This window comes from Kribbella sp. NPDC050470 (genome assembly GCF_044458365.1).
Classification (GTDB): Bacteria; Actinomycetota; Actinomycetes; order Propionibacteriales; family Kribbellaceae; genus Kribbella.
This window is the reverse complement of the sequence record NZ_JBITHV010000013.1, coordinates 269,730-288,928: the sequence shown is the minus strand read 5'-3', so window position 1 is coordinate 288,928 and position 19,199 is coordinate 269,730. Positions and strand designations below refer to the sequence as shown.

The window sequence follows — 19,199 nt, the reverse complement described above, 5'->3', positions numbered from 1 at the left end:
GCGCGACCATTTTACTTTGGCCAGGGGCCCCGGGGCCGCTGCCACGAACTCGAGAGGAGCGAGCACCGAATGTCTGACCAGACCTTCATCTCCGTCCCCCATCAGGTCGTCCGCTGGTCGATCGACACCGGAGCGTCCTTCGCGGACTTCCGTGCTCGATACGAGGCCGTCGTGCCCGTGCTGGACACGAAGCGAATGGAGCGGCTGCGCGCCGACCGGGCCGACTGGGACACTGTTCTCCGCGCGGCAGCGGAGAACGCCCCGCACGGCTTCATGCGGTTCTGGAGCACCGACGTCGGCGAGACCATGCAGCTCGCCGGGGACGCCGGTGACTGCTCCTCCTACCTGATGGGCAACCACACCATCGCCGAGCGGATATACCGGCACGATCCGGCAGTGATGCTCTACGCCCCGTTGCGGGCAGCGATCCATCGCGACGAGTTGGGCATCACTCGGTTCTCGATCGATCAGCCCAGCACTCGGTTCTCCAGCTTCGACACCCCGGAAATCACGGCTGTCGGGGAAGAACTGGACCGCAAAGTCATCCACTTGCTCCAGGTCCTCGATGTGCCCGTACCCGACACGCTCTTCGCTGGTCCAGTGAACCAGTGACCGCGACGAATCGGCCCCACAACGATCCAGAGGAAGAAATCATGCTCGCTAACACAGCACGAGCCGGCGACACCCAGCTCGTAGAGCTCGGCGTCGCGGCTGCCGCCACCGCGATCCGCCGCGGCGACACCACCGCCGAGTCCTACGCCGCCGCACTCCTTCGCCAAGCACGCAGGAACTCGGATATCCACTCGTTCATCACGATCGACGAATCGGCTGTGCTCGAGGCGGCCAACGTTGCTGACAAGGCACGCGCCGCGGGCTCCACGGCACCCCTGCTCGGTGTCCCGGTGGGAATCAAGGACAGCTACCAGACGCGGGATCTTCCCACCACGCTCGGCCTGAAGGCCCTCAAGGAGTTCGTTCCCGAGGCGGACGCCGAGGCCGTCACCGCCGTCAAAGCCGCCGGGGCGATCGTGTTCGGCAAGAACAACCTCGTCGAGATGTCGTACGGGGTCACCGGCCACAACGACGAGTACGGACAGGTGCTGAACCCGTACAAGCGGGACCACCTGTCAGGCGGATCCTCAAGCGGTTCGGCCGCCTCGGTCGCCGCTCGTATCGTGCCGGCGTCGTTCGGCGGGGACACTGTTGGCTCGATCAGGATCCCCGCGGCCTTGACCGGCATCGTCGGCTACAAGCCGACCACCGGGCGGTGGCCGCGCGGCGGAGTGGCCCCAGTCTCACATGTGCTCGATACCACAGGGCTCCTGGCTCGCAACGTCGAGGACTGCATCCTGGTTGACCAGATCGTCGGGCGCAGCGCGATCGTTTCCCCGTCTGAAGCTTCTGGCCTCACTGGTGCACGATTCGCCTACGCCCCCAAACACTATCTCAAGCTCGTCGATCCCGACGTCGAGCAGCAGTTCTGGGAGACCGTGCGCCGCCTGCGCGACGCCGGCGCCGAAGTGGTCGAGATCGACCTCGGAGAAGACTTCTCCGACATTGCGGACCGGACGGCGTGGAACCTGTTCCTCCGTGAGACGCAGCAGGCCGTGACCCAGTTCCTCCGCGAGAACGACTACCCGGTTTCGTTCGACGACGTCTACAACGGACTCAAGCCGCAACTCCACGCAGTGTGGAGCGCCACCGTCGTGCCGGGCGCCCCCGCTTACCTCTCGGATGAGGAGTACGCCGCCACTCTCGCCGTCGACCGTCCGAAGCTGCAGCAGCGGCTCGGTGATGTGTTCGCACGAGACGGCTTCGACGCCCTGATCTTCCCCACCACCCCTGCGCCCGCGCCGGCCATCGCTGACCAGTGGGAGTTCAGCGTCGCAGGTGAAGCCGTGACGCATCTCTTCCTGTCCAAGAACACGGTTCCTGCCAGCGGCGCCGGCATCCCGGGGATCAGTCTTCCGGCAGGGCTGACCAGCAGCGGACTGCCGATCGGGATCGAACTGAACGGCGCACACGGCCACGACCAAGAGCTTCTTGCCCTGGCACTCCGCGTCGAAAGCGTTCTCGGCACGCTGCCCGCACCCGCCTGACCCTGACTGGTGCTGCTCGACACGAGGTGCACCGGCCTAACACCACAAATCGACTACCTGAAACGAGAGAGCTTCACGACATGCAACTCCAGGGAAGAACAACCATCGTCGCCGGCGCGAATCGCGGATTCGGCCGCTGCTCCCGCGTCAAACCCACACTAGTGCCAACCAGCATGAAGTAACACCAAACCATGTAAACGATCTCAATTACGAAACACTAGTCGGAACTCGGCAGGCCGCGAACCCACGTGGGTCATTCCCCAGGCCGGTTGTAACAGTCGTTATCACCGAGTAGTCCGAGCGATCGGGCATCGAAACGATGATCTTCTCATTACGAGAAGGACCGACATCGTGTGATTGGGCCTGTATCAGCGGATTTGTGTACTGCTCCTGCCGCGTGTCGGCCTGCTAGCCAGCTTCGGCAGAGTGCTAAGCCGAAGGCCAGGCTGATACACCAACGCTCGGTGGATCCCAGGCGTTCTGGAGTTCGCGGTCTGGGTTCAGCGAGGAGCTTGCAGTCGCAAGCCTGTTGCTCATGAGCAATCTAGAGAAGACCATCGACTCGCACCACAGCGACCTCGGCAAGCAATATCTCGTGCTAGCGCAGCCGGCCGCCATATCTGAACCCTGGTCGATCCGTCGGGCTATCGAACTGCTCGATGAGGCGATCGCTTCGCGCGCTGACGCTGGTGCCAACCCGCGAGCCGAAAGCCTCGTTTATGTGCAACGAGTGTCAGCGATGCTCAAGCCATCGATCGGAGATCACCGTTGACACGCTCTGGGGCATCGGCGGAATGGAGCGCCAATGACCCGCGACGGGTGACCAAGCGTTTCGCCTGGAAGGAGGTCGACCCGGGCCTGATCCGCGCTCTGCTGGTTGAGGCATACCAGCAACTCGGCAGAGGATCGACGCCTTGTAGGCACTCTGAATCGCCCCGGGTCTGATGGAGGCTCTCAATCCATGGACGATGAGAGTTATGGCGGCACCGAGGAAGTACGGCGACGAGTTGCGTGAGCGGGCCACTCGGATGGCGGTGGACGCGCGCAAGGACCCGGCGACGAGGTCGGGGGCGATTCCGCGGATCGTGGAGCAGTTGGGCGTGCACCGTGAGACGTTGCGGGGGTGGGTCCGGCAGGCCGAGATCGACGAGGGGACGGTGGCGGGGACCACGAGCAGCGATGCGGAGCGGATCGCGCAGCTGGAGCGGGAGAACCGCGAGCTTCGGCGGGCCAACGAGATCCTGAAGACGGCGTCGGCTTTTTCGCGGCGGCGGAGCTCGACCGCAAGGTGAAGTAACCGGGGTGCCGATGGCGGTGCTCGTCGACTACGTCGACCGGCACCGCGACCGGTTCGGGGTCGAGCCGATCTGTAGAGTCCTGGCCGCGGCCGGGATCAAGATTGCCCCGAGCACCTACTACGCCGCCAGGAGCAGGCCGCCGTCTGCCCGAGCGGTTCGTGACGCCGAGCTGGTCCCGGCGATCCGCCGGCTGCACAAGGACGACCTCGAGGTCTACGGCGCGCGCAAGATCCACGCAGCGCTGATCCGCAAGGACATCCAAGTGGCTCGCTGCAACGTGGAACGACTGATGCGCGCCGAGGGCCTGCGAGGGATCACGCGGGACAAGACCCGCAAGACCACCGTCAGCGACGGCGCTGAGACGCCACGGCCGGCCGACCTCGTCGAGCGGCGGTTCGTCGCCGAGGCTCCCAACCAGCTGTGGGTGGCTGACCTACATCCGCACCCACTCCGGGTGGGTCTACGCCGCATTCGTCATCGACGTGTTCTCCCGCCTGGTCGTGGGCTGGCAGGTCTCCACCAGCCTGCGCACCGACCTGGCCCTGGACGCCCTCGACATGGGCCTGTGGGCACGGCAGCGGGCCGGCCACGACGTCACCGGGCTGATTCATCACAGCGACCGCGGTGCAACACCGAGCCGTCCGCTACACCGAGCGGCTCGCCGAGGCCTACTCCGTCGCCTCCGTCGGCAGCCGCGGCGACTCCTACTACAACGCCCTGGCCGAGTCATTCAACTCACTGTTCAAGGCCGAACTGATCCGCAACCCCGCCACCCGACCCCACGGAGGCTGGAAGTCCATCGCCGTCGCCGAATACGTCGACTGGTTCAACCACCGACGCCTACACGGCGAGATCGGGCACGTCCCACCAACGGAGTTCGAAGCCAACCACTACGGTGAAATCCCCGTCCTCACCGAGGCCGGGACCAGGTAATCGGGCCTCCACGAAACCCGGGGCGATTCACTCCCGTGGCTCGGCGGAGCCGGGTGCTGGGTGCTGGGTGCACAGCATCCGGTCGCCCGCCGAGCTTGGACAGGCGGTGCGGTTCTGCGTGGTTCTCGCAGGCGCCTGTTCGGCGTTACGAGCCTGCGCGGTAGGGCGCCAGGAAGGAATCCAGCGTCTTGAGCATCTGCTCAGGTGCTGTCTCGGAGACCCAGTGGCCGACCCCGGGGATGACGACGGTCTGCACGTCGTTCGCCGCGGCCCTGAGGCCGTCGCCTGCGTAGGGGCCCCAACTGTTCGCCCCGCCGATGCCAACGACCGGGATCGTCAGCGGCGTCTTCGCGCGCTCCCGGTTCTGGGCGACGGTGGCGCCCCAGGCACGGTAGAACCCGAAGGTGGCCCGCAGAACGTCCTTGTTGCGGGTGTAGAGCTTGATGTAGTAGTCGGTGGCGTAGCTCGGCAGCGTGGCCCCGCCGGCCTGGATGGCGAACTCGTAGCCGTAGAAGCCGTTGGCGTTGCTCTGCACCATGTCCACGATCAGGTCGTCGTTGACCCGGTTGAACGGGATGTGCCAGACCTTGTCGTTGATCGGCTCGTCGAGCCACAGGCTCGGGTCCTGGCCCACGCCCGGGGGGCCGGGGATCTCGGCGACGGCCAGGCGGTCGACCCGGTCGCGGTGATCGGCGGCCAGCGCGTAGCCGATGATGTAGCCGGTGTCGTGACCCACCACGGCGAACCGCTCGTGGCCGAGCTCGGTCATGAGCGCGGCCAGGTCGTCGGCGAGGGTGCCCGCGTCGTACCCGCCCTGGATCTTCTCCGAGAGTCCGATCCCTCGCTGGTCAGGCGCGATGACCGTGTAGTTGCGGGCCAGCGTTGGCATCAGGAAGCGCCAGGCGTACCAGTTCTCCGGCCAGCCGTGCACCAGCAGCAGCGGTGGTCCATCACCGCCGATGACCACGTGTTGGCGGATGCCGTTGGCCTCCACGAACCGGCTTTTGAAGGTCTTGCTGAAATCGGCCGAGAGCTGCGGAGACCCGGCGACCGAGCCGAACGAATCGCTCGCCGCGGCCGGTGCAGAAGAGGCGGTGCCGGCCGACAGCGATGCCAAGCACGCGACCAGTGTCGCCAGTGCTACCGAGGCACCGGTGACAATTCGGCGCGAGAACCTTCGACGGCGCGTGGTGGCTGGCGCCGGGGACGAGCCCGGCGGGGTGTCCAGGGGGGACATGTCCATGGGGTTTCTCCTTTCGTAGTACCGACCTTGAGGTCGGTGACGTCAGGAAGCCTCGTCCGATTGGCCCCCGGTGGCGCCCGTGGAATCCCTGGTCCCCTCCCTAGTCGCCAGAGGATCTCGTCAGACGCTGGCCAGCGAGCCGCTCACCATCAGCGTCAGTGAGTACTCCGGACCAGAGACCCGTACGGCGGCTTGCAGCCACCGTGTATTCGGCCCCGGAGGCGGACCTCCGAACCCCTGGGTTCCGCCCGGGACGCGGACCGGGGGTCTTCCGGGCGCCTTGGGGCTCGAAGGCAGCCATGCTGGGTGAGTGTTGGGCAACGGTTGGGACCCGCAAGAGGGAAATCGTGAGCAGCTCCGACATGCGGCCTCGGACGCCTGGTGCGGGCGGGACCGCAGCATGTCGACCGCCCTGTTCCCGTCGGCGCGGCCGATGTCGTCGGCACGCTTGACGTCACCAGAGCCCAAGTCCAGTCGACTGTCGGGGAAATGCGTAGGCATCCGGAATCGGAGTATGAGCTGCGACCTCATGTGGAGGCAGTCGTGGGTGACGGTCCGAACCGCGAAAGGCGAGGGGCGCGCGGGCCTCGAGACGAGTGCGAGGCGTTGGACGGTGTGGTGCAGGCGGCTCTTTCGGGCCGCAATGCGGTTCCGGTAGTGCGGAGCGAGCCGGGCGTCAGGACGTCGGCGCTGCTGGGGTACGTGGTCGGGCGCTGAGCCCCTATCGGGTCGCTGGTCCCAGGCGCGGACAGGCTGCGCCGGCATCTGTTCGACCGCTCGGGACCAGGACGCATCACCGATCGTGTCGGTCACCAGCTTGCCGCCGACCATCGCCGTGAAGAGTACGTGCCTGCTGCTCGTCGGGCCTCACCGGCCTCGGCGTCGCCAGCGGCCGTGTAGTTGAAGTCTTCGAAGAGGTTCACGACCCCTCGGGCGTACTCGGCGGATCATTCGCCCGCGTCCTAGGGGTTCGCGTCCTGGCCGAAGCGAGCATCGGATACCGCGCTGTCGTCGGTGCGCGATCGCTCAGGTAGAAGGGCATCACAGTCAGTCAGCCGGCGGCACGGCGACGTGCTTGACGTCGGCCATGTAGCGGCCGGCGGCCTCGGACGCCTGGTCGGGAGAGCTGCCGTTCTGCCGCGCGTGCAGGTAGGCGGCGTACCAGTCCCACCAGTCGTGCGCCGGTGCGATCTTCTCGTAGGTGTCGTGATGCTCGGCGGTTTCGTGGAGCAGGTCCGCCAGGGACGCTACGTCCATGTCAGTAACACCTCTCTCGACCCGGGGCCGGTTCGTGGTCTTCCCAGCGGAGATGGCGGTGTCGAACTGGGGATTGGTCGAGCTGATCGAGGCGGCTGTGCGTGCCGGTGATCGCCCCACTGCGCCGCTGCGTTCGAGCAGCTCTCCGAGATGACGCAGGCCAGCGGCACCGAGTGGGCGCTGGGGGTAGCGGCGCGCTCCGAGGCGCAGCTCCACATTCAAGGAATCAACCATCTAGGTGGTGCCGATGATCGGCAGATCGCGATCGGCCAGGGCATGGCGGAGCTGCCAGCGGGAGGTGATGGCGAGCTTGGCGAAGATCCTGCTGAGATGCCATTCGACGGTGCGGGCGGAGAGGAACAGCTGGGCTCCGATCTGCTGGTTCGACAGGCCGTCGCGGGCGAGCCGGGCGACCAGCGCCTCCTGTGCCGTGAGTTCGGTGGTGGTGTCGACTGTGCGCTTTCTCGGGGTCGCCCCGGTGGCCAGCAGCTCGCGACCGGCTCGCTGCGCGAACGCGGCCATTCCCATGGCCATGAACATCTCCTCGGCCGTGGTGAGCTCGCCGCGGGCGTCGGTACGGCGGTTGGCCCGGCGGAGCCACTCTCCGTACAGGAGGTGGGCACGGGCGAGCTCGGCGCGGACCCGGGCCCGGCTCAGACGCTCGATGGCTTCGCGGAACATGAGCTCCGCGTCATCGCTCAACAGGGCCTGTGAGCGGGCCGCGATCCCGAGCGCCCAGTCCGTTCGGCAAGCCCGGGTCTTCATGGTCAACCTCGCGGCGGTCTCTTGCGCCACATCGGCGTGTCCTGTTCGTACGGCGGACTCGATCAGCTCGGCCATAGCCCAGTTGTGGGCGACCATCTCCTTCGGGTCCACACAAGCATCGCGAGCGGCCTCGAACGCCTCGTCGTACCTGCCCAGGCCGTTGCACAGGACAGCGCGCGAGTACTCGCAGATGGCGACTCCGATTCCCTCACCGCGGGTGGTCGCCTCCCGTTTCGTGGTGTCGATGAGGTCGATCCCCTCGCGTTCCTGGCCTCGCCACGCTGCCAGGATCAGTGCGCCGTACGGCGCCTCAGCGATCCCCGCCGCCTGCAGCACCGACCGGGCTTCCGCTGCCAGCGATGCGGCGGCAGCGAGCTCGCCAGCGAACACGAGGATGGGTGTGTGCGCGCCGAGGGCGAGCGGGAGTTCGGTGAGCATGCCGGTCGTCCGAGCCGTCTGAAGATGCCGCTCCGACAGGATGTATGCGCTCTCGTCGTCCCACAGTTCGAGAGCGAGCACGCACCCCTGCCACAGCCAGCGAAGCCTCTCCCGCGCGGGATGGGCGTCGCCACGGAGCGCGGCCAGTGCTTCCCGGCCCGGCGGGACAGCATCGGTGTAGTCATCGTTGAGCGCGATGAAAGCGTCCAACAGCAGGTCGCCCGCCGTACGCGCAGTGTCGGGCGGCAGCGGTGCCGACCGGGCGGCACGGGCCACCTCAGCGGTGCCGACGCCCTCGTCGAGCCGGCCCGCGAACTGCGCGGCGGAGAACGCGTCCAGGTACGTCTGTCGTGCGAGCTCGAGGTTCAGTGGCTGAAGGCGCCGGGCGGCGGCCAGCATCAGCAGCATGGCTTCCTTCCCCCGGCTCGAGGCGAAGGCCAGCTGAGCACGTATCAGTTCGATCTGGGCGCGTTGCACGTCGTCGAGCGGTCCACTTCCGGCGTTGGTGAGCATGGATTGGGCGGTTCCGAAGGCGCCGGCCTGCACGTTGGCCGACGCCGCTGCAAGCGCGCGCCGGGCCTGCGTCGTACGAACCGGTGTGAGCTCGGTCGCGCCGGTCAGGAAGGCGGCAGCTGCTGCGAGCCCCGCACGAGCAGCGGCCCGGTCGGCCGACCGTTCCAGCTCGGCTGCCACGCCCTCGTCAGGTGTGCCGGTGGCACGCGCCCTGTGCCAGGCACGCCGGTCCGGGTCGATCTGGGCGTCGGTGACCTCGGCGAGGGTTTGGTGCGCACGGCGCCGGTCCGTCGTGGCGGCTGTGCGGTACACGGACGAACGGGCCAGAGGGTGGGCGAATTCCACGCGGTCGTGCACCCGGACGAGCCCGGCGTCCACCGCAGGATTCACATCGGCCATCGTTAGGCCCAGCACACCGGCGGCGCGTTGGATCAGCGCGGGGTCGCCGACCGGATCCGCGGCCGCGACGAGTGTGAGCAACTGGGTTTCGGTAGGGAGCGACTCGACACGCCGCGCGTAGCTGCGTTCGATCTTGCCGGTGACAGGCTGGCTGTTGCCGGGCAGGCCGAACCCGCCGGCGAGGTCTGTTTCCCGCCAGGCGCGCGGCAACTCGAGCAACGCCAGTGGGTTGCCGTGGCTCTCCGCGACGATCTGATCGATGACCGCCGCGTCGAGCGGGCCGTGCAGGTTGTCCAGCAGCAGTCGGTAGGCGTCGTGGTCGCCGAGGCGATGGATCAGCAGCTCGGGCAGTCCGGCCAGCACGCCGTCAACGGCTCCCGTGCGTGCCGCGCAGACCAGCGCGACGCGCTCGGCCAGCAGGCGCTGTGCCACGAAGGCGATGACCTGAGCGGACGCCTGGTCGAGCCATTGTGCGTCGTCGACGATGCAGGCCAACGGCTGATGCTCAGCGGCCTGGGCCATCAACGTCAGCGTACCCAGTCCCACCATGAACCGGTTGGGCGCTGGACCGGTGCCGAGCCCGAATACGGTCGCCATCGCGTCGCGCTGCGGTGCGGGGAGTTCGTCGAGCTGATCTAGCAATGGCACGCACAACTGGTGGAGACCGCTGTACGGCAGCTCCATCTCGGACTCGACCCCCCCAGCCGACACCAGCCGCCAGTCGGCCACCTGCCGCGACAGGTAGCCGAGCAAGGCGGTTTTCCCCATGCCTGGTTCGCTGCGGAGGACAAGGACACGACTGGCGCCGGCGAGCACCTCGGACACGAGCCGGTCGAGCTCTTCACATTCGGTACGACGCCCAACCAGCTCGCCCACGGCCCCTCCCCGGCCAAGTTTCATGCTCCCGGCTCTGACGGCATCGGTCGTCCGAAGCCGAGCTGCGTCACGCTCTTATCGGCATTCTTACCAACCGATCGACATCTGACCAGAGCGACGAACTGGAGACCGTCGGGTATGCGCCGACTCCGATACCGCGGTGGCCGAACAGTTCCTCGCCCGCGTCAGCGAACCATCAACCTGGTATGGAGATTCGGCCTCCCGACCGAAACATTCCCGTCGGGCGCCTCACCCTGCCTCTTGATAGGTAGCCACTCCATATCAGTCGTGTGGCTAGACCTGGACACCGTCCACTTCCGGTGACTGCGACCGCACCCGGAGACCACCGCGCCATCGGGGGCGCGCACGGACGCGATGCCGTCCGCGCAACCCACCAGCGGAGTGCGAGGGATCGGCCTGCGCCTACCGCCACCACCCGCGACTGACCAGGCTGGGGGAGCCTTCGCCAGGGTGCCGGCCAGGGCTTGCACGGGCGCGACCAGGGCCCTCGCCGACGAGTCTGAAGTACACGAACCAGAACCAGCGGAACGGACGACCATGACGCAGCACATCGAGGACTACGCCCTCATCGGCGACCTGCGCACGGCTGCCATGGTCAGCGTGGACGGGGGGATCGACTGGCTGAGTCTGCCGCGCTTCGACTCCCCAGCCGTCTATGCGGCCCTGCTTGGAGACGCGCGGCACGGCCAGTGGAGTCTCGCACCCGTCGGTCCGGACCGCTGCAGCCGACGCCGCTATCGGACCGGCACCCTCGTCCTCGAAACCGAGTGGACCACCGGCGATGGCGCGGTCAGGGTCACTGACCTGATGGTCCCCGACTCCTCCGCACCGATGGTGGTGCGGATCGTGGACGGCTTGGTCGGCACGGTTGCGATGCGTACCCGGATCGCGCCACGGATGAACTACGGCAAGAACATCCCGACCTTGCGGAGCGCCCACGGGGATCTGGTCGCGACGGCCGGCGGGGACGAGCTGTGGGTCACGAGCGACGTTGAGCTGAGCACTGCCGACGGGTCCTGGACCGGTGCCTTTATCGTCAACGCAGGCGAGAGGGTCTCCTTCACACTCAGCTACGCCGCGGCGGGGGAGCCCTACCGACCGGCCCCGGACGCCGAGTCCGCCCTCGCTGCCACTGACACGTTCTGGACCGAATGGATCAGCCGGTCGACCTACACCGGCCCCTGGGAGACCGAGGTCAGCCAGTCGCTGATCATCCTCAAGGCGCTCACCTACGCGCCCACCGGCAGCATCCTTGCCGCCGCCACCACTTCGCTACCTGAGCAACTCGGCGGATCGCGCAACTGGGACTACCGCTACTCCTGGTTGCGCGACGCCACCTTCACACTGCAGGCGTTCCTCGCCACCGGCTACCTCGAAGAAGCCGAAGCCTGGCGCGATTGGCTGATGCGCACCGTCATCGACGACCCCGCCGACATGCAGATCATGTACGCCGTCGACGGGACCGGTGACCTGCCCGAACAGACCCTCGACTGGCTACCCGGGCACGCCGGCTCCACGCCGGTCCGGGTCGGGAACAGCGCAGCCACCCAGCAGCAGAACGACGTGTGGGGCGAGGTGCTCGACATCCTGTCAGCGGCCCGGGACGCCGGACTGCCTGATGCCGCGGACCAGGAGAAGCTGGAACGGGCGCTGCTTGACCAGATCGAGAGCCAGTGGCAGGACCCCGACAATGGACTCTGGGAGGTCCGCGGTCCCCGACGGCACTTCGTGCACTCCAAGCTGCTGGCCTGGGTAGGTGTCGACCGGGCCGTGCGCTCGCTCGAGGATGACGGCACTGAGGAAACACACCAGCTGCGACGGCTCCGGGCGCTGCGTCGCACCATCGCGCGAGAGATCTCCGAGCGTGGGTACCACCCTGGACGGGGCGCGTTCACCCAGTCCTACGGGTCACCCAGGCTGGACGCGGCCGTACTGCTGATGCCGCGCTACGGCTTCCTCTCATGGGATGACGCCCGCATGGTCTCCACGGTCGACGCGATCGAACGCGACCTGAGCGACCACGGGCTCGTTCTGCGGTACGCCGTCAGCGATGACGGTCACAACGTCGACGGTGTCCCCGGCAGCGAAGGCGCCTTCTTGGCCACTTCGTTCTGGCTCGCGGACGCACTGCACGGCGTCGGCCGCTCGGACGAGGCGACCGAACTGTTCGAGCGGCTGCTCTCGCTTCGCAACGACGTCGGACTGCTCAGTGAGGAATACGACCCAAGGACCGGACGCCACCTTGGCAACACGCCCCAGGCCTTCAGCCACGCGGGCCTGATCAGCACCGCCCTCACGCTCAGCGCCGCTAACACTTCGGTCTCGAGCTTTGCAGGCGCACCGGAAGCGCTCGGTGGGCAGGGCGCCGAAACGCGCACCGCGGTCGCCTAGCAGTTCAGCCACGTCAAACAACGACCAGCAATGCGCGGGAAAGGGCGCAGGAGCGCCTTCTGCCTGTGACCGCATCGCCGATGGTCCGCCTGACACGCTGGGCGGATTGGTAGGGCGGGTCGTTCTTCAACCCGCGGCGCCTCAGGGTCTGCTGTTGTACCCGCCGGCGCACCTCGTCAGTTCGTTCGACCCCAGGCGTACGACGTGGAACGCGTCGAGCACCGCGACCGCGTCGGGCACTTCGTCGCGGATCGCGTTGGCGTAGCTGCGGAACGGGTCCAGGGCCGCGTGCTCGACGGTCACGGTGACCGTTCTTCTACCAGTCGGCGTAGACGGCGCCGGAGCGGCCTTCGACGGCGTCCAGCAGGCGGGCATGCAGACATCTGTTCTCGTCCGGGTCAGGTCCACAAACACCGTGACCGCCCGGTTCGTGCCGCGCAGGCCAGGTCGACAGATGTGCTCATCCACGCCGAGCGTCTTCACACCCTTCAGCCGTTTGGGCTTCTTGACCCAGCGTCTGGCTTCGGCCCAGGCGGTGCGCCAGTCCACGCCCAGGTGCCGGGCGATCGCTGACACGTTGTGTCGTCGTGCCGCAACGCATCCGTGGTCCACGAGATCGCCCGGGCCGTGAGCTTGGACCGCTTGGCGTAGCCGTGTTCCGCGGTCCAGATCGAGACCGGGCACGCCGCCTCAGCGCACCGCCAGACCGCTTGCGCCACCGCACCAGCACCACGCCGTCGTCGCGCGTGGACACGTCGAGGACATGCACGCCCTCGACACCGCACAGTTCATCGGCCCGGGCGCACCGCGACACACGGGAACTACACGTACAGTGAGACACGTCAGGGTCTTGTCTTGTCAGCTGCTTGGTCGCTGCTGATCGTGAAGGCCCTGACTCCTTTCTCCCGCCTACGCCACGCCGACAGTGACGAGCGCCTCAACCACGCTCAACTCCGAAGAGCCGGATCAGGCAACCGGCCGTCCGTACGTCTCGAGGAGGCGTAGCCAGATCTCGTTGACGGTCGGGTAGGCCGGTACTGCGTGCCAAAGTCGGTCGAGGGGCACCTCCGCTACGATCGCCACGGTCGCTGCCTGGAGCAATTCGCTCACGTCCGGACCGACGAAGGTGATGCCCAGGATGACCTTGCGCTTCTCGTCCACGACCATCCGGGCAGTTCCCTTGTAACCATCCGCGCGAACGCTCGCGCCGGCGACATAGCCGATCTCGTAGTCGACGACCCGGATGTCGTAGCCGGCCGCGCTAGCGGCTGCAGCCGTGAGGCCGACGGACGCGACCTCAGGCTCAGTGAACGTGACCTGTGGGACCACCGCGTGGTCGGCTGTCGCGACGTGGGCTCCCCACGGGGTGTCCGCGACTGACGCTCCCGTCGCGCGGGCGGCGATGACGTCACCGGCGGCCCGTGCCTGGTACTTGCCCTGGTGGGTGAGCAGCGCTCGATTCGTGACGTCGCCCACGGCGTACAGCCAGTCGAACCCGCGGACGAGGAGTGTGTCGTCGGTCTCCAACCAGGAGCCGGGCTTGAGCCCGATCGCGTCCAGCCCGATGTCACCGGTCCGCGGAGTACGGCCGGTTGCGACCAGCACCTCCTCGGCCGTGACGGTTGACCCGTCGCCGAGTTCGACGACGACCTTGGCTTCGGTCCGGGTGACCCGCCTCGTCTCGGTGTCGAGCAGAACCGTGGCGCCCTGCTCGCGCAACGCATAGGCCACCATGTCACCGGCAAACGGTTCCATGCGCTCGAGCAATCCGGAGCGCGAGATCACCGTGACCTCGGTACCGAAGGCGGCGTATGCCGTTGCCATCTCACAAGCGACGACGCCGCCACCGATGATCGCGAGGCTGCCGGGCACCGACTTGGCGCTCGTCGCCTCGCGACTCGTCCACCCGCGGGCCTCGTGGAGGCCCTCGATGCCGGGAACGAGTGCGTCGGACCCGGTCGCCACAACCACCGCGTGCCGCGCAGTGAGCAGGGCCGTGCCGTTCGCGGTGGTGACGGTGACCTCCTTCGGTCCCGTGATGCGACCGTGGCCCCGTACCAGCGAGATGCGTGCATGATTCAGCCACCGCACCTGTCCCGCATCGGACCAGTTGCTGGCGAAGGCGTTGCGGCGTGCGAGGACCGCATCGACATCGAGCTCACCGGTCACGGCCTGGGCCGCGCCGGGGACCTGCCGGGCTGCCCGGAGAACCTGCGCGGAGCGCAGCAATGCCTTCGACGGCATGCAAGCCCAATACGAGCACTCGCCTCCGACGAGGTCACTCTCGACGATGACGGCGGTCAGACCGCCTTGCAACGCACGATCGGCGACGTTCTCCCCGACAGCGCCACCGCCAAGCACGATGACGTCGTACTCGGTTGTTTCCATGCTGACTCCCTTGTTCGTACTCGATTGACACCCCGCCACAGTCGGTCGAGGTGGTCGTTGCTGGGATCTGTCGACTCACCACGGTGGCGTCTGAGCTGGCCGGTCGCGCCAGTGGAATGCCCAGGCGGCGCACTGGCCGGCACGGTTGACGGCGTCGCCGAGAACGGTGAGGTGGGCTCGGGTCGAGGGTTTGCGGCTGACGGGCGAGGGCGGCTTGTTGGCGCGGCCGTTGCGACTGATGTGCGTGTGCGTCAGGCTGTATTCGAGGAGCGCTGATGAACAGTCAACAGGAGCGTTCGCGACTACTGGGCAGACGCCGTGAATGCGCATTCCTCGACGAGCTAGTGGCCCGAGCCCGTTCCGGGGAGAGCAGCGGCTTGGTGCTCGAGGGCGAGGCCGGAGTCGGGAAGACCGCCCTCTTGGCCTACCTGGCCGAACACGCCCATGGGTGCAGGGTCGTGCGCGTTGCCGGAGTGGAGTCTGAGATCGAATTGCCGTACGCCGGGCTGCATCTGCTCTGCGCGCCCTTCTTGGATTGCCTCGACGCGCTGCCGGAGCCCCAGCGCGAGGCGCTCGAGACGGCATTCGGGCTTCGGCACGGCACATCTCCTGGCCGGTTCATGGTCAGCCTGGCTGTGCTGACCTTGCTGACCAACTCAGCCGAAAGGCAGCCGCTGGTCTTCGTCGTCGACGACGCCCAATGGCTGGACAGGGCATCGGCACAAACGCTGTCGTTCGTGGCGCGACGGCTGCTTGCCGAAAGAATCGTCATGGTCTTTGCCCTCCGTCACCGAGCCGACGACGACGAGTTGACGGGTGTGACTGTGCTGCGCGTCCACGGGCTGGAGAATGAGGACGCGCGCGAGCTGCTGCGCTCGGCCTTCCCCGGGCCGCTGGAGGACCGGGTCCGCGACCGCCTTCTGCGCGAGACACACGGGAACCCCCTTGCAATCCTCGAACTGCCACGAGGATGGACATCGGGCGAGTTGGCGTTCGGTTTCAGCGACACAGCCCGGATGCCGCTCGCCACCCGGATCGAGGAGGGGTTCCGGCGGCGACTGCAGCGGCTCCCGGGCCAAACGCAACGGCTGCTGCTCATCGCGGCTCTCGAGCCGTCTGGAGACGCCACGCTCGTGTGGCAGACAGCGAACCACCTCGGTGTTGACGTGACCGCGGCGGCCGCACCGGCTCTCGAGGCCGGGCTCCTCGCGCAGAGCGCGGGGATCGATCGCGGAGTGCGGTTCCGCCATCCGCTGGTGCGCTCGGCGGTCTACCGGGCGGCGACGGTCGGTGATGTCCGTGAGGTTCACGGCGCGCTGGCTGAGGTCACCGACGGTGACTCCGACCCGGACCGCAGGGCCTGGCACCGCGCACAGGCGACAGTCGGCTGGGATGAGGGCGTCGCAGCGGAATTGGAAGCCAGCGCCGAACGCGCGCAGGCGCGTGGTGGTCTCGCAGCCGCTGCAGCATTCCTCGAGCGTGCAACGGCACTGACCGCCGACCCGCTGCTGCGCGCACGGCGCGCGCTCGCGGCCGCGCAGATCAAGCAAGAAGCCGGCGCACCCGCGGAGGCTCTGACACTGTTGTCGGTCGCGGAGGCAGGGCCGCTAGGCTCTCTCGACCGAGCCCTGGTTCACCTGGCGCGGGCGCAGATCGCGTTCTTCTCCGACCACAGTGGGGACGCCCCGGGCCTGCTGCTCGCGGCAGCCCGGGCACTGGAACCGCTCGACGCGACGCTGGCCCTGCGCACGTATCTCGACGCGCTCTCTGCCGCCATGTTCGCCGGCCGACTCGCTCGTGGAGTTGGCTTGCGCGAGGTCGCCGCCGCCGCCCTCGCCACGCACACGCCCAATGGTGTCAAGGGCCCCTGCGATTTGCTTCTGGATGGCTTGGCTCTAGTCATCACCGAGGGATACGCGGCCGGCACCCCGGTGCTGCGCGACGCGGTGCGTGCCTTCCGCGGCTCCGACATGCCCGTGTTGGAGTCGCTGCGCTGGTTGTGGCTCGCCACGCATGCCGCACACGACCTGTGGGACGACGAGAGCTGGGATGAGCTGTGCACCCGGCATGTCGACCTCGCCCGTCGGGTCGGCGCACTCCACGTTCTACCAATCGCCTTGAGCGCGCGGATGGGTCTGCACCTGTTCGCCGGGGAGCTGTCCACAGTAGCCGTCTTGGTGCAGGAGGCCGCATCGGTGACCGAGGCGACCGGCAGCACGTTGCCGCCATACGGAGCCATCGCCCTAGCGGCCTGGCAGGGACGTCAGGCAGAGGCTACGCGCATGATCGATGCCGTCACCGCTGACGTGGTCACCCGCGGGGACGGGATGGGGCTGACTTTGATTCGGCATGCGCAAGCGGTGCTGTTCAACGGTCTAGTTCGCTACCCCGAGGCGCTGGCAGCAGCCACCGACGGCGCACAGCACCCGCAGGAACTCGCGTTTGCCACCTGGTCGCTGCCTGAGCTCGTGGAGGCCGCGGTCCACACGGAGAATCGGGCACCGGCCGAACGAGCTGTCGTTGCGCTGGCCGAGCTAGCCGACGCCAGCGGAACCGACTGGGCGCTCGGCGTGCTCGCTCGGTGCCGGGCCCTCGTCACCGACGACCCGCGTGTCGCGGAAGCGTACTACCGGGAGGCCGTCGAGCGCCTCAGCCGTACCCGCGTGCCGATGGTGCTCGCCCGAGCGCACCTGCTCTACGGCGAATGGCTCCGACGGCAGAACCGCCGCTTGGACGCCCGCGGGCAACTGCGCACCGCCCACGACCTCTTCCAGCAGATGGGTGCCGAGGCGTTTGCCGAGCGGGCTCGCCGTGAGCTCGCCGCGACAGGGCAGACGCTTCCCCGAACTCCACCGCCCGGACTGGTCGAGGCGCTCAGCGCCCAAGAGGCGCAGATCGCCCGACTCGCCGTGACCGGGATGACCAATGCCGAGATCGGCACGCACCTCTTCATCAGCGCCAGAACCGTGGAGTGGCATCTACGCAAGGTGTACACCAAGCTCCGCATCAGCTCCCGCAAAGGGCTTCTCACCGCCCTGCCGGCGAACTAGCACGCAACCGCCTCCACATAGGTCGCCTGCGTCGGGTGCCGCGCCGCAACTTGTACGTGGTCAACCGGGGTGCCAACTCATCGCGAGGGTCGCCGTTCAGTGCCCGTCCGGTACGCGGGATCGCGACAACGGGTCCGTCTGGCGGAGCCGGCCACCCGCCCTACCACACAGCATGCAGGCAGAGCCACGGCCCGGGTCGTGGCTCGCTCCATGGAGGTGTGCTTTCAGAAGCGGCATTGCGATGCCGCCCGCCTGGCGCAGGGACTGACCGATGGGACCCCACTGCTCGAGGCAGTCACGTCGTACCAGTAGGACGTGGGTCCACACGGTCATGCCCGGTCATCGAGTCGCGCCAGGACGGGGAGCGCCTCGTCTGCGTGACCAGCTGAGCGGGCTGAAGGGTGGCTGGGGATCTGAGGGGTTCGGGGGGCGGATCTGAGGGTTTTCCTCGGATGTGGCAGGGGTGGCGTGCGCGTAGTTGTGGGGGTAACAGCAAACAGGGGAGGTTCGCGATGAGCGAAGTAGTGGTCGACACTTCACAGTCTGTCGACGTGTTGGACGAAAGTACGTTGCTGCCGTTGAGCAAGTCGCCGGGAATGCTGGCCGATGACCCGGCGCTCGACAACGAGTTCGCCGAGCCGGGCGGCAACAGCGACGAGGGCGCCTTGGAGCCGGGCGAGGAGCCGGGGCAAGAGACTCGGCCCGACGAGGCCGTGAAGTCGGCCGACGAGGTCGATCCGGACGGGGGGCAGTGAGATGGCGATCCGCACCGGGCAGGCCGCGATCAACTTCGCGAAGGGCCAAGTGACCAGCCCGAGCCAGGACTGGTCCCGCCTGTGCCTGATGTTCGTCCGGAAGTGCTTCAACGTCGGGCCGCTGTACGGGTCGGCCGAGAAGGGCTACTTCGGGACCGACTTCAGGCACGGCACCACCGGTACGCCGCCACTCGGAGTCCCCGTCTGGTGGACCAACGGAGGTGACGGGCACGTCGCCATCAGCGCCGGCGACGGGACCTGCTTCAGCAACGACATCAAGCGGCGCGGCAAGATCGACAGGGTTGCGATCTCGTTCATCACCCGCAGCTGGGGCCAGCGGTACCGCGGCTGGAGCGAGGACGTCAACGGAGTCCGGATCTGGCGGCCGGGCGCGCCCACACCACTGCTGCCGGCTGTCGACCTCAGCAACGTCATCGACGCCGCCCGCCGGGACCAGTTCCGTCCGCAGGGGCAGGGGCTGCACAAGAAGGACATCCTGATCGTGGAGAAGGCGCTGCGGCATCAGGGCCTCAAGCCGGCGGAGTTCGTCGACGGCTACGCCGGAACCGAGTTCCGCAAGGCCTACGCCAAGTGGCAGAAGGCCACGGTCCCACCGCCGTTCGACGGCATCCCAGGCAGGGTAAGCCTGACAAAACTGGGCCAACGCAACGGCTTCCGCGTCATCAACTAACACCAACCGCCCGACCCAGAACCGTCGGCCGGCCCACACCGGCCGACGGTTCGCCCCGGCAGCGCCGACCGCATCCGCACCG

The 19,199-nt window shown here is 67.7% G+C and carries 12 protein-coding genes and 1 pseudogene; 8 read left to right on the top strand and 5 right to left on the bottom strand.

The window, feature by feature from the left end; genetic code table 11:
* Positions 1 to 69: 69 nt before the first annotated feature.
* From ACIBGM_RS36960 to ACIBGM_RS36945, 4 genes and pseudogenes are all read left to right on the top strand, one after another.
* A complete protein-coding gene (locus tag ACIBGM_RS36960) occupies positions 70 to 612 on the top strand; it encodes a DUF302 domain-containing protein (protein WP_360536790.1) in 543 nt (180 codons plus the stop codon).
* Positions 609 to 2,099 (top strand): amidase family protein, encoded by a 1,491-nt coding sequence (locus tag ACIBGM_RS36955; RefSeq protein ID WP_396388197.1) that lies wholly within the window; start codon positions 609 to 611, stop codon positions 2,097 to 2,099. Before ACIBGM_RS36960 ends, ACIBGM_RS36955 begins: the two co-directional genes overlap by 4 nt.
* Before the next feature lie 535 nt (positions 2,100 to 2,634).
* The gene (locus ACIBGM_RS36950) at positions 2,635 to 2,871 is read left to right on the top strand and encodes a hypothetical protein (protein ID WP_396388196.1); all 237 of its coding nucleotides are present in this window, start codon (positions 2,635 to 2,637) and stop codon (positions 2,869 to 2,871) included.
* A 205-nt stretch (positions 2,872 to 3,076) separates the two neighbouring features.
* A pseudogene (locus ACIBGM_RS36945) lies at positions 3,077 to 4,330 on the top strand (IS3 family transposase).
* A gap of 145 nt (positions 4,331 to 4,475) precedes the next feature.
* Here the strand turns inward: ACIBGM_RS36945 and ACIBGM_RS36940 are convergent.
* The 3 genes from ACIBGM_RS36940 to ACIBGM_RS36930 form a co-directional block, all read right to left on the bottom strand.
* Positions 4,476 to 5,447: an alpha/beta fold hydrolase gene (locus ACIBGM_RS36940; RefSeq protein WP_396388195.1), complete on the bottom strand. Its 972-nt coding sequence runs from the start codon at positions 5,445 to 5,447 to the stop codon at positions 4,476 to 4,478.
* Between the two features lie 1,173 nt (positions 5,448 to 6,620).
* Complete coding sequence (locus ACIBGM_RS36935) at positions 6,621 to 6,830, bottom strand: hypothetical protein (protein ID WP_360536798.1); 210 nt, start codon at positions 6,828 to 6,830, stop codon at positions 6,621 to 6,623.
* 234 nt (positions 6,831 to 7,064) lie between these two features.
* On the bottom strand, positions 7,065 to 9,821 hold the full coding sequence (locus ACIBGM_RS36930; protein WP_360536801.1) for an AAA family ATPase: 2,757 nt from the start codon (positions 9,819 to 9,821) through the stop codon (positions 7,065 to 7,067).
* 558 nt (positions 9,822 to 10,379) lie between these two features.
* Between ACIBGM_RS36930 and ACIBGM_RS36925 the strand changes: the two genes are divergently transcribed.
* On the top strand, positions 10,380 to 12,233 hold the full coding sequence (locus ACIBGM_RS36925) for a glycoside hydrolase family 15 protein (RefSeq protein ID WP_396388194.1): 1,854 nt from the start codon (positions 10,380 to 10,382) through the stop codon (positions 12,231 to 12,233).
* A gap of 141 nt (positions 12,234 to 12,374) precedes the next feature.
* Here the strand turns inward: ACIBGM_RS36925 and ACIBGM_RS36920 are convergent, their stop codons facing one another.
* Entirely contained in the window at positions 12,375 to 12,809 is a 435-nt protein-coding gene (locus ACIBGM_RS36920; RefSeq protein ID WP_396388193.1) for a transposase, read from the bottom strand.
* A 390-nt stretch (positions 12,810 to 13,199) separates the two neighbouring features.
* On the bottom strand, positions 13,200 to 14,621 hold the full coding sequence (locus ACIBGM_RS36915; RefSeq protein WP_360536809.1) for an NAD(P)/FAD-dependent oxidoreductase: 1,422 nt from the start codon (positions 14,619 to 14,621) through the stop codon (positions 13,200 to 13,202).
* Positions 14,622 to 14,896: 275 nt separating this feature from the next.
* Between ACIBGM_RS36915 and ACIBGM_RS36910 the strand changes: the two genes are divergently transcribed.
* The 3 genes from ACIBGM_RS36910 to ACIBGM_RS36900 all read left to right on the top strand — a co-directional run bounded on the left by ACIBGM_RS36910 (position 14,897) and on the right by ACIBGM_RS36900 (position 19,117).
* Positions 14,897 to 17,671: an AAA family ATPase gene (locus ACIBGM_RS36910; protein ID WP_396388192.1), complete on the top strand. Its 2,775-nt coding sequence runs from the start codon at positions 14,897 to 14,899 to the stop codon at positions 17,669 to 17,671.
* A gap of 551 nt (positions 17,672 to 18,222) precedes the next feature.
* Complete coding sequence (locus ACIBGM_RS36905) at positions 18,223 to 18,426, top strand: hypothetical protein (RefSeq protein WP_360536813.1); 204 nt, start codon at positions 18,223 to 18,225, stop codon at positions 18,424 to 18,426.
* Between the two features lies 1 nt (position 18,427).
* On the top strand, positions 18,428 to 19,117 hold the full coding sequence (locus tag ACIBGM_RS36900; protein ID WP_360536815.1) for a hypothetical protein: 690 nt from the start codon (positions 18,428 to 18,430) through the stop codon (positions 19,115 to 19,117).
* The last annotated feature ends 82 nt before the right edge of the window (positions 19,118 to 19,199 follow it).

What these genes read in the sequence shown, in the direction of transcription:
- ACIBGM_RS36960 (WP_360536790.1), top strand. Translation starts at nt 70, where the DNA reads ATGTCTGACCAGACCTTCATCTCCGTCCCCCATCAGGTCGTCCGCTGG.
- ACIBGM_RS36950 (WP_396388196.1), top strand. Translation starts at nt 2,635, where the DNA reads ATGAGCAATCTAGAGAAGACCATCGACTCGCACCACAGCGACCTCGGC.
- ACIBGM_RS36935 (WP_360536798.1), bottom strand. Translation starts at nt 6,830, where the DNA reads ATGGACGTAGCGTCCCTGGCGGACCTGCTCCACGAAACCGCCGAGCAT.
- ACIBGM_RS36925 (WP_396388194.1), top strand. Translation starts at nt 10,380, where the DNA reads ATGACGCAGCACATCGAGGACTACGCCCTCATCGGCGACCTGCGCACG.
- ACIBGM_RS36915 (WP_360536809.1), bottom strand. Translation starts at nt 14,621, where the DNA reads ATGGAAACAACCGAGTACGACGTCATCGTGCTTGGCGGTGGCGCTGTC.
- ACIBGM_RS36910 (WP_396388192.1), top strand. Translation starts at nt 14,897, where the DNA reads ATGAACAGTCAACAGGAGCGTTCGCGACTACTGGGCAGACGCCGTGAA.
- ACIBGM_RS36900 (WP_360536815.1), top strand. Translation starts at nt 18,428, where the DNA reads ATGGCGATCCGCACCGGGCAGGCCGCGATCAACTTCGCGAAGGGCCAA.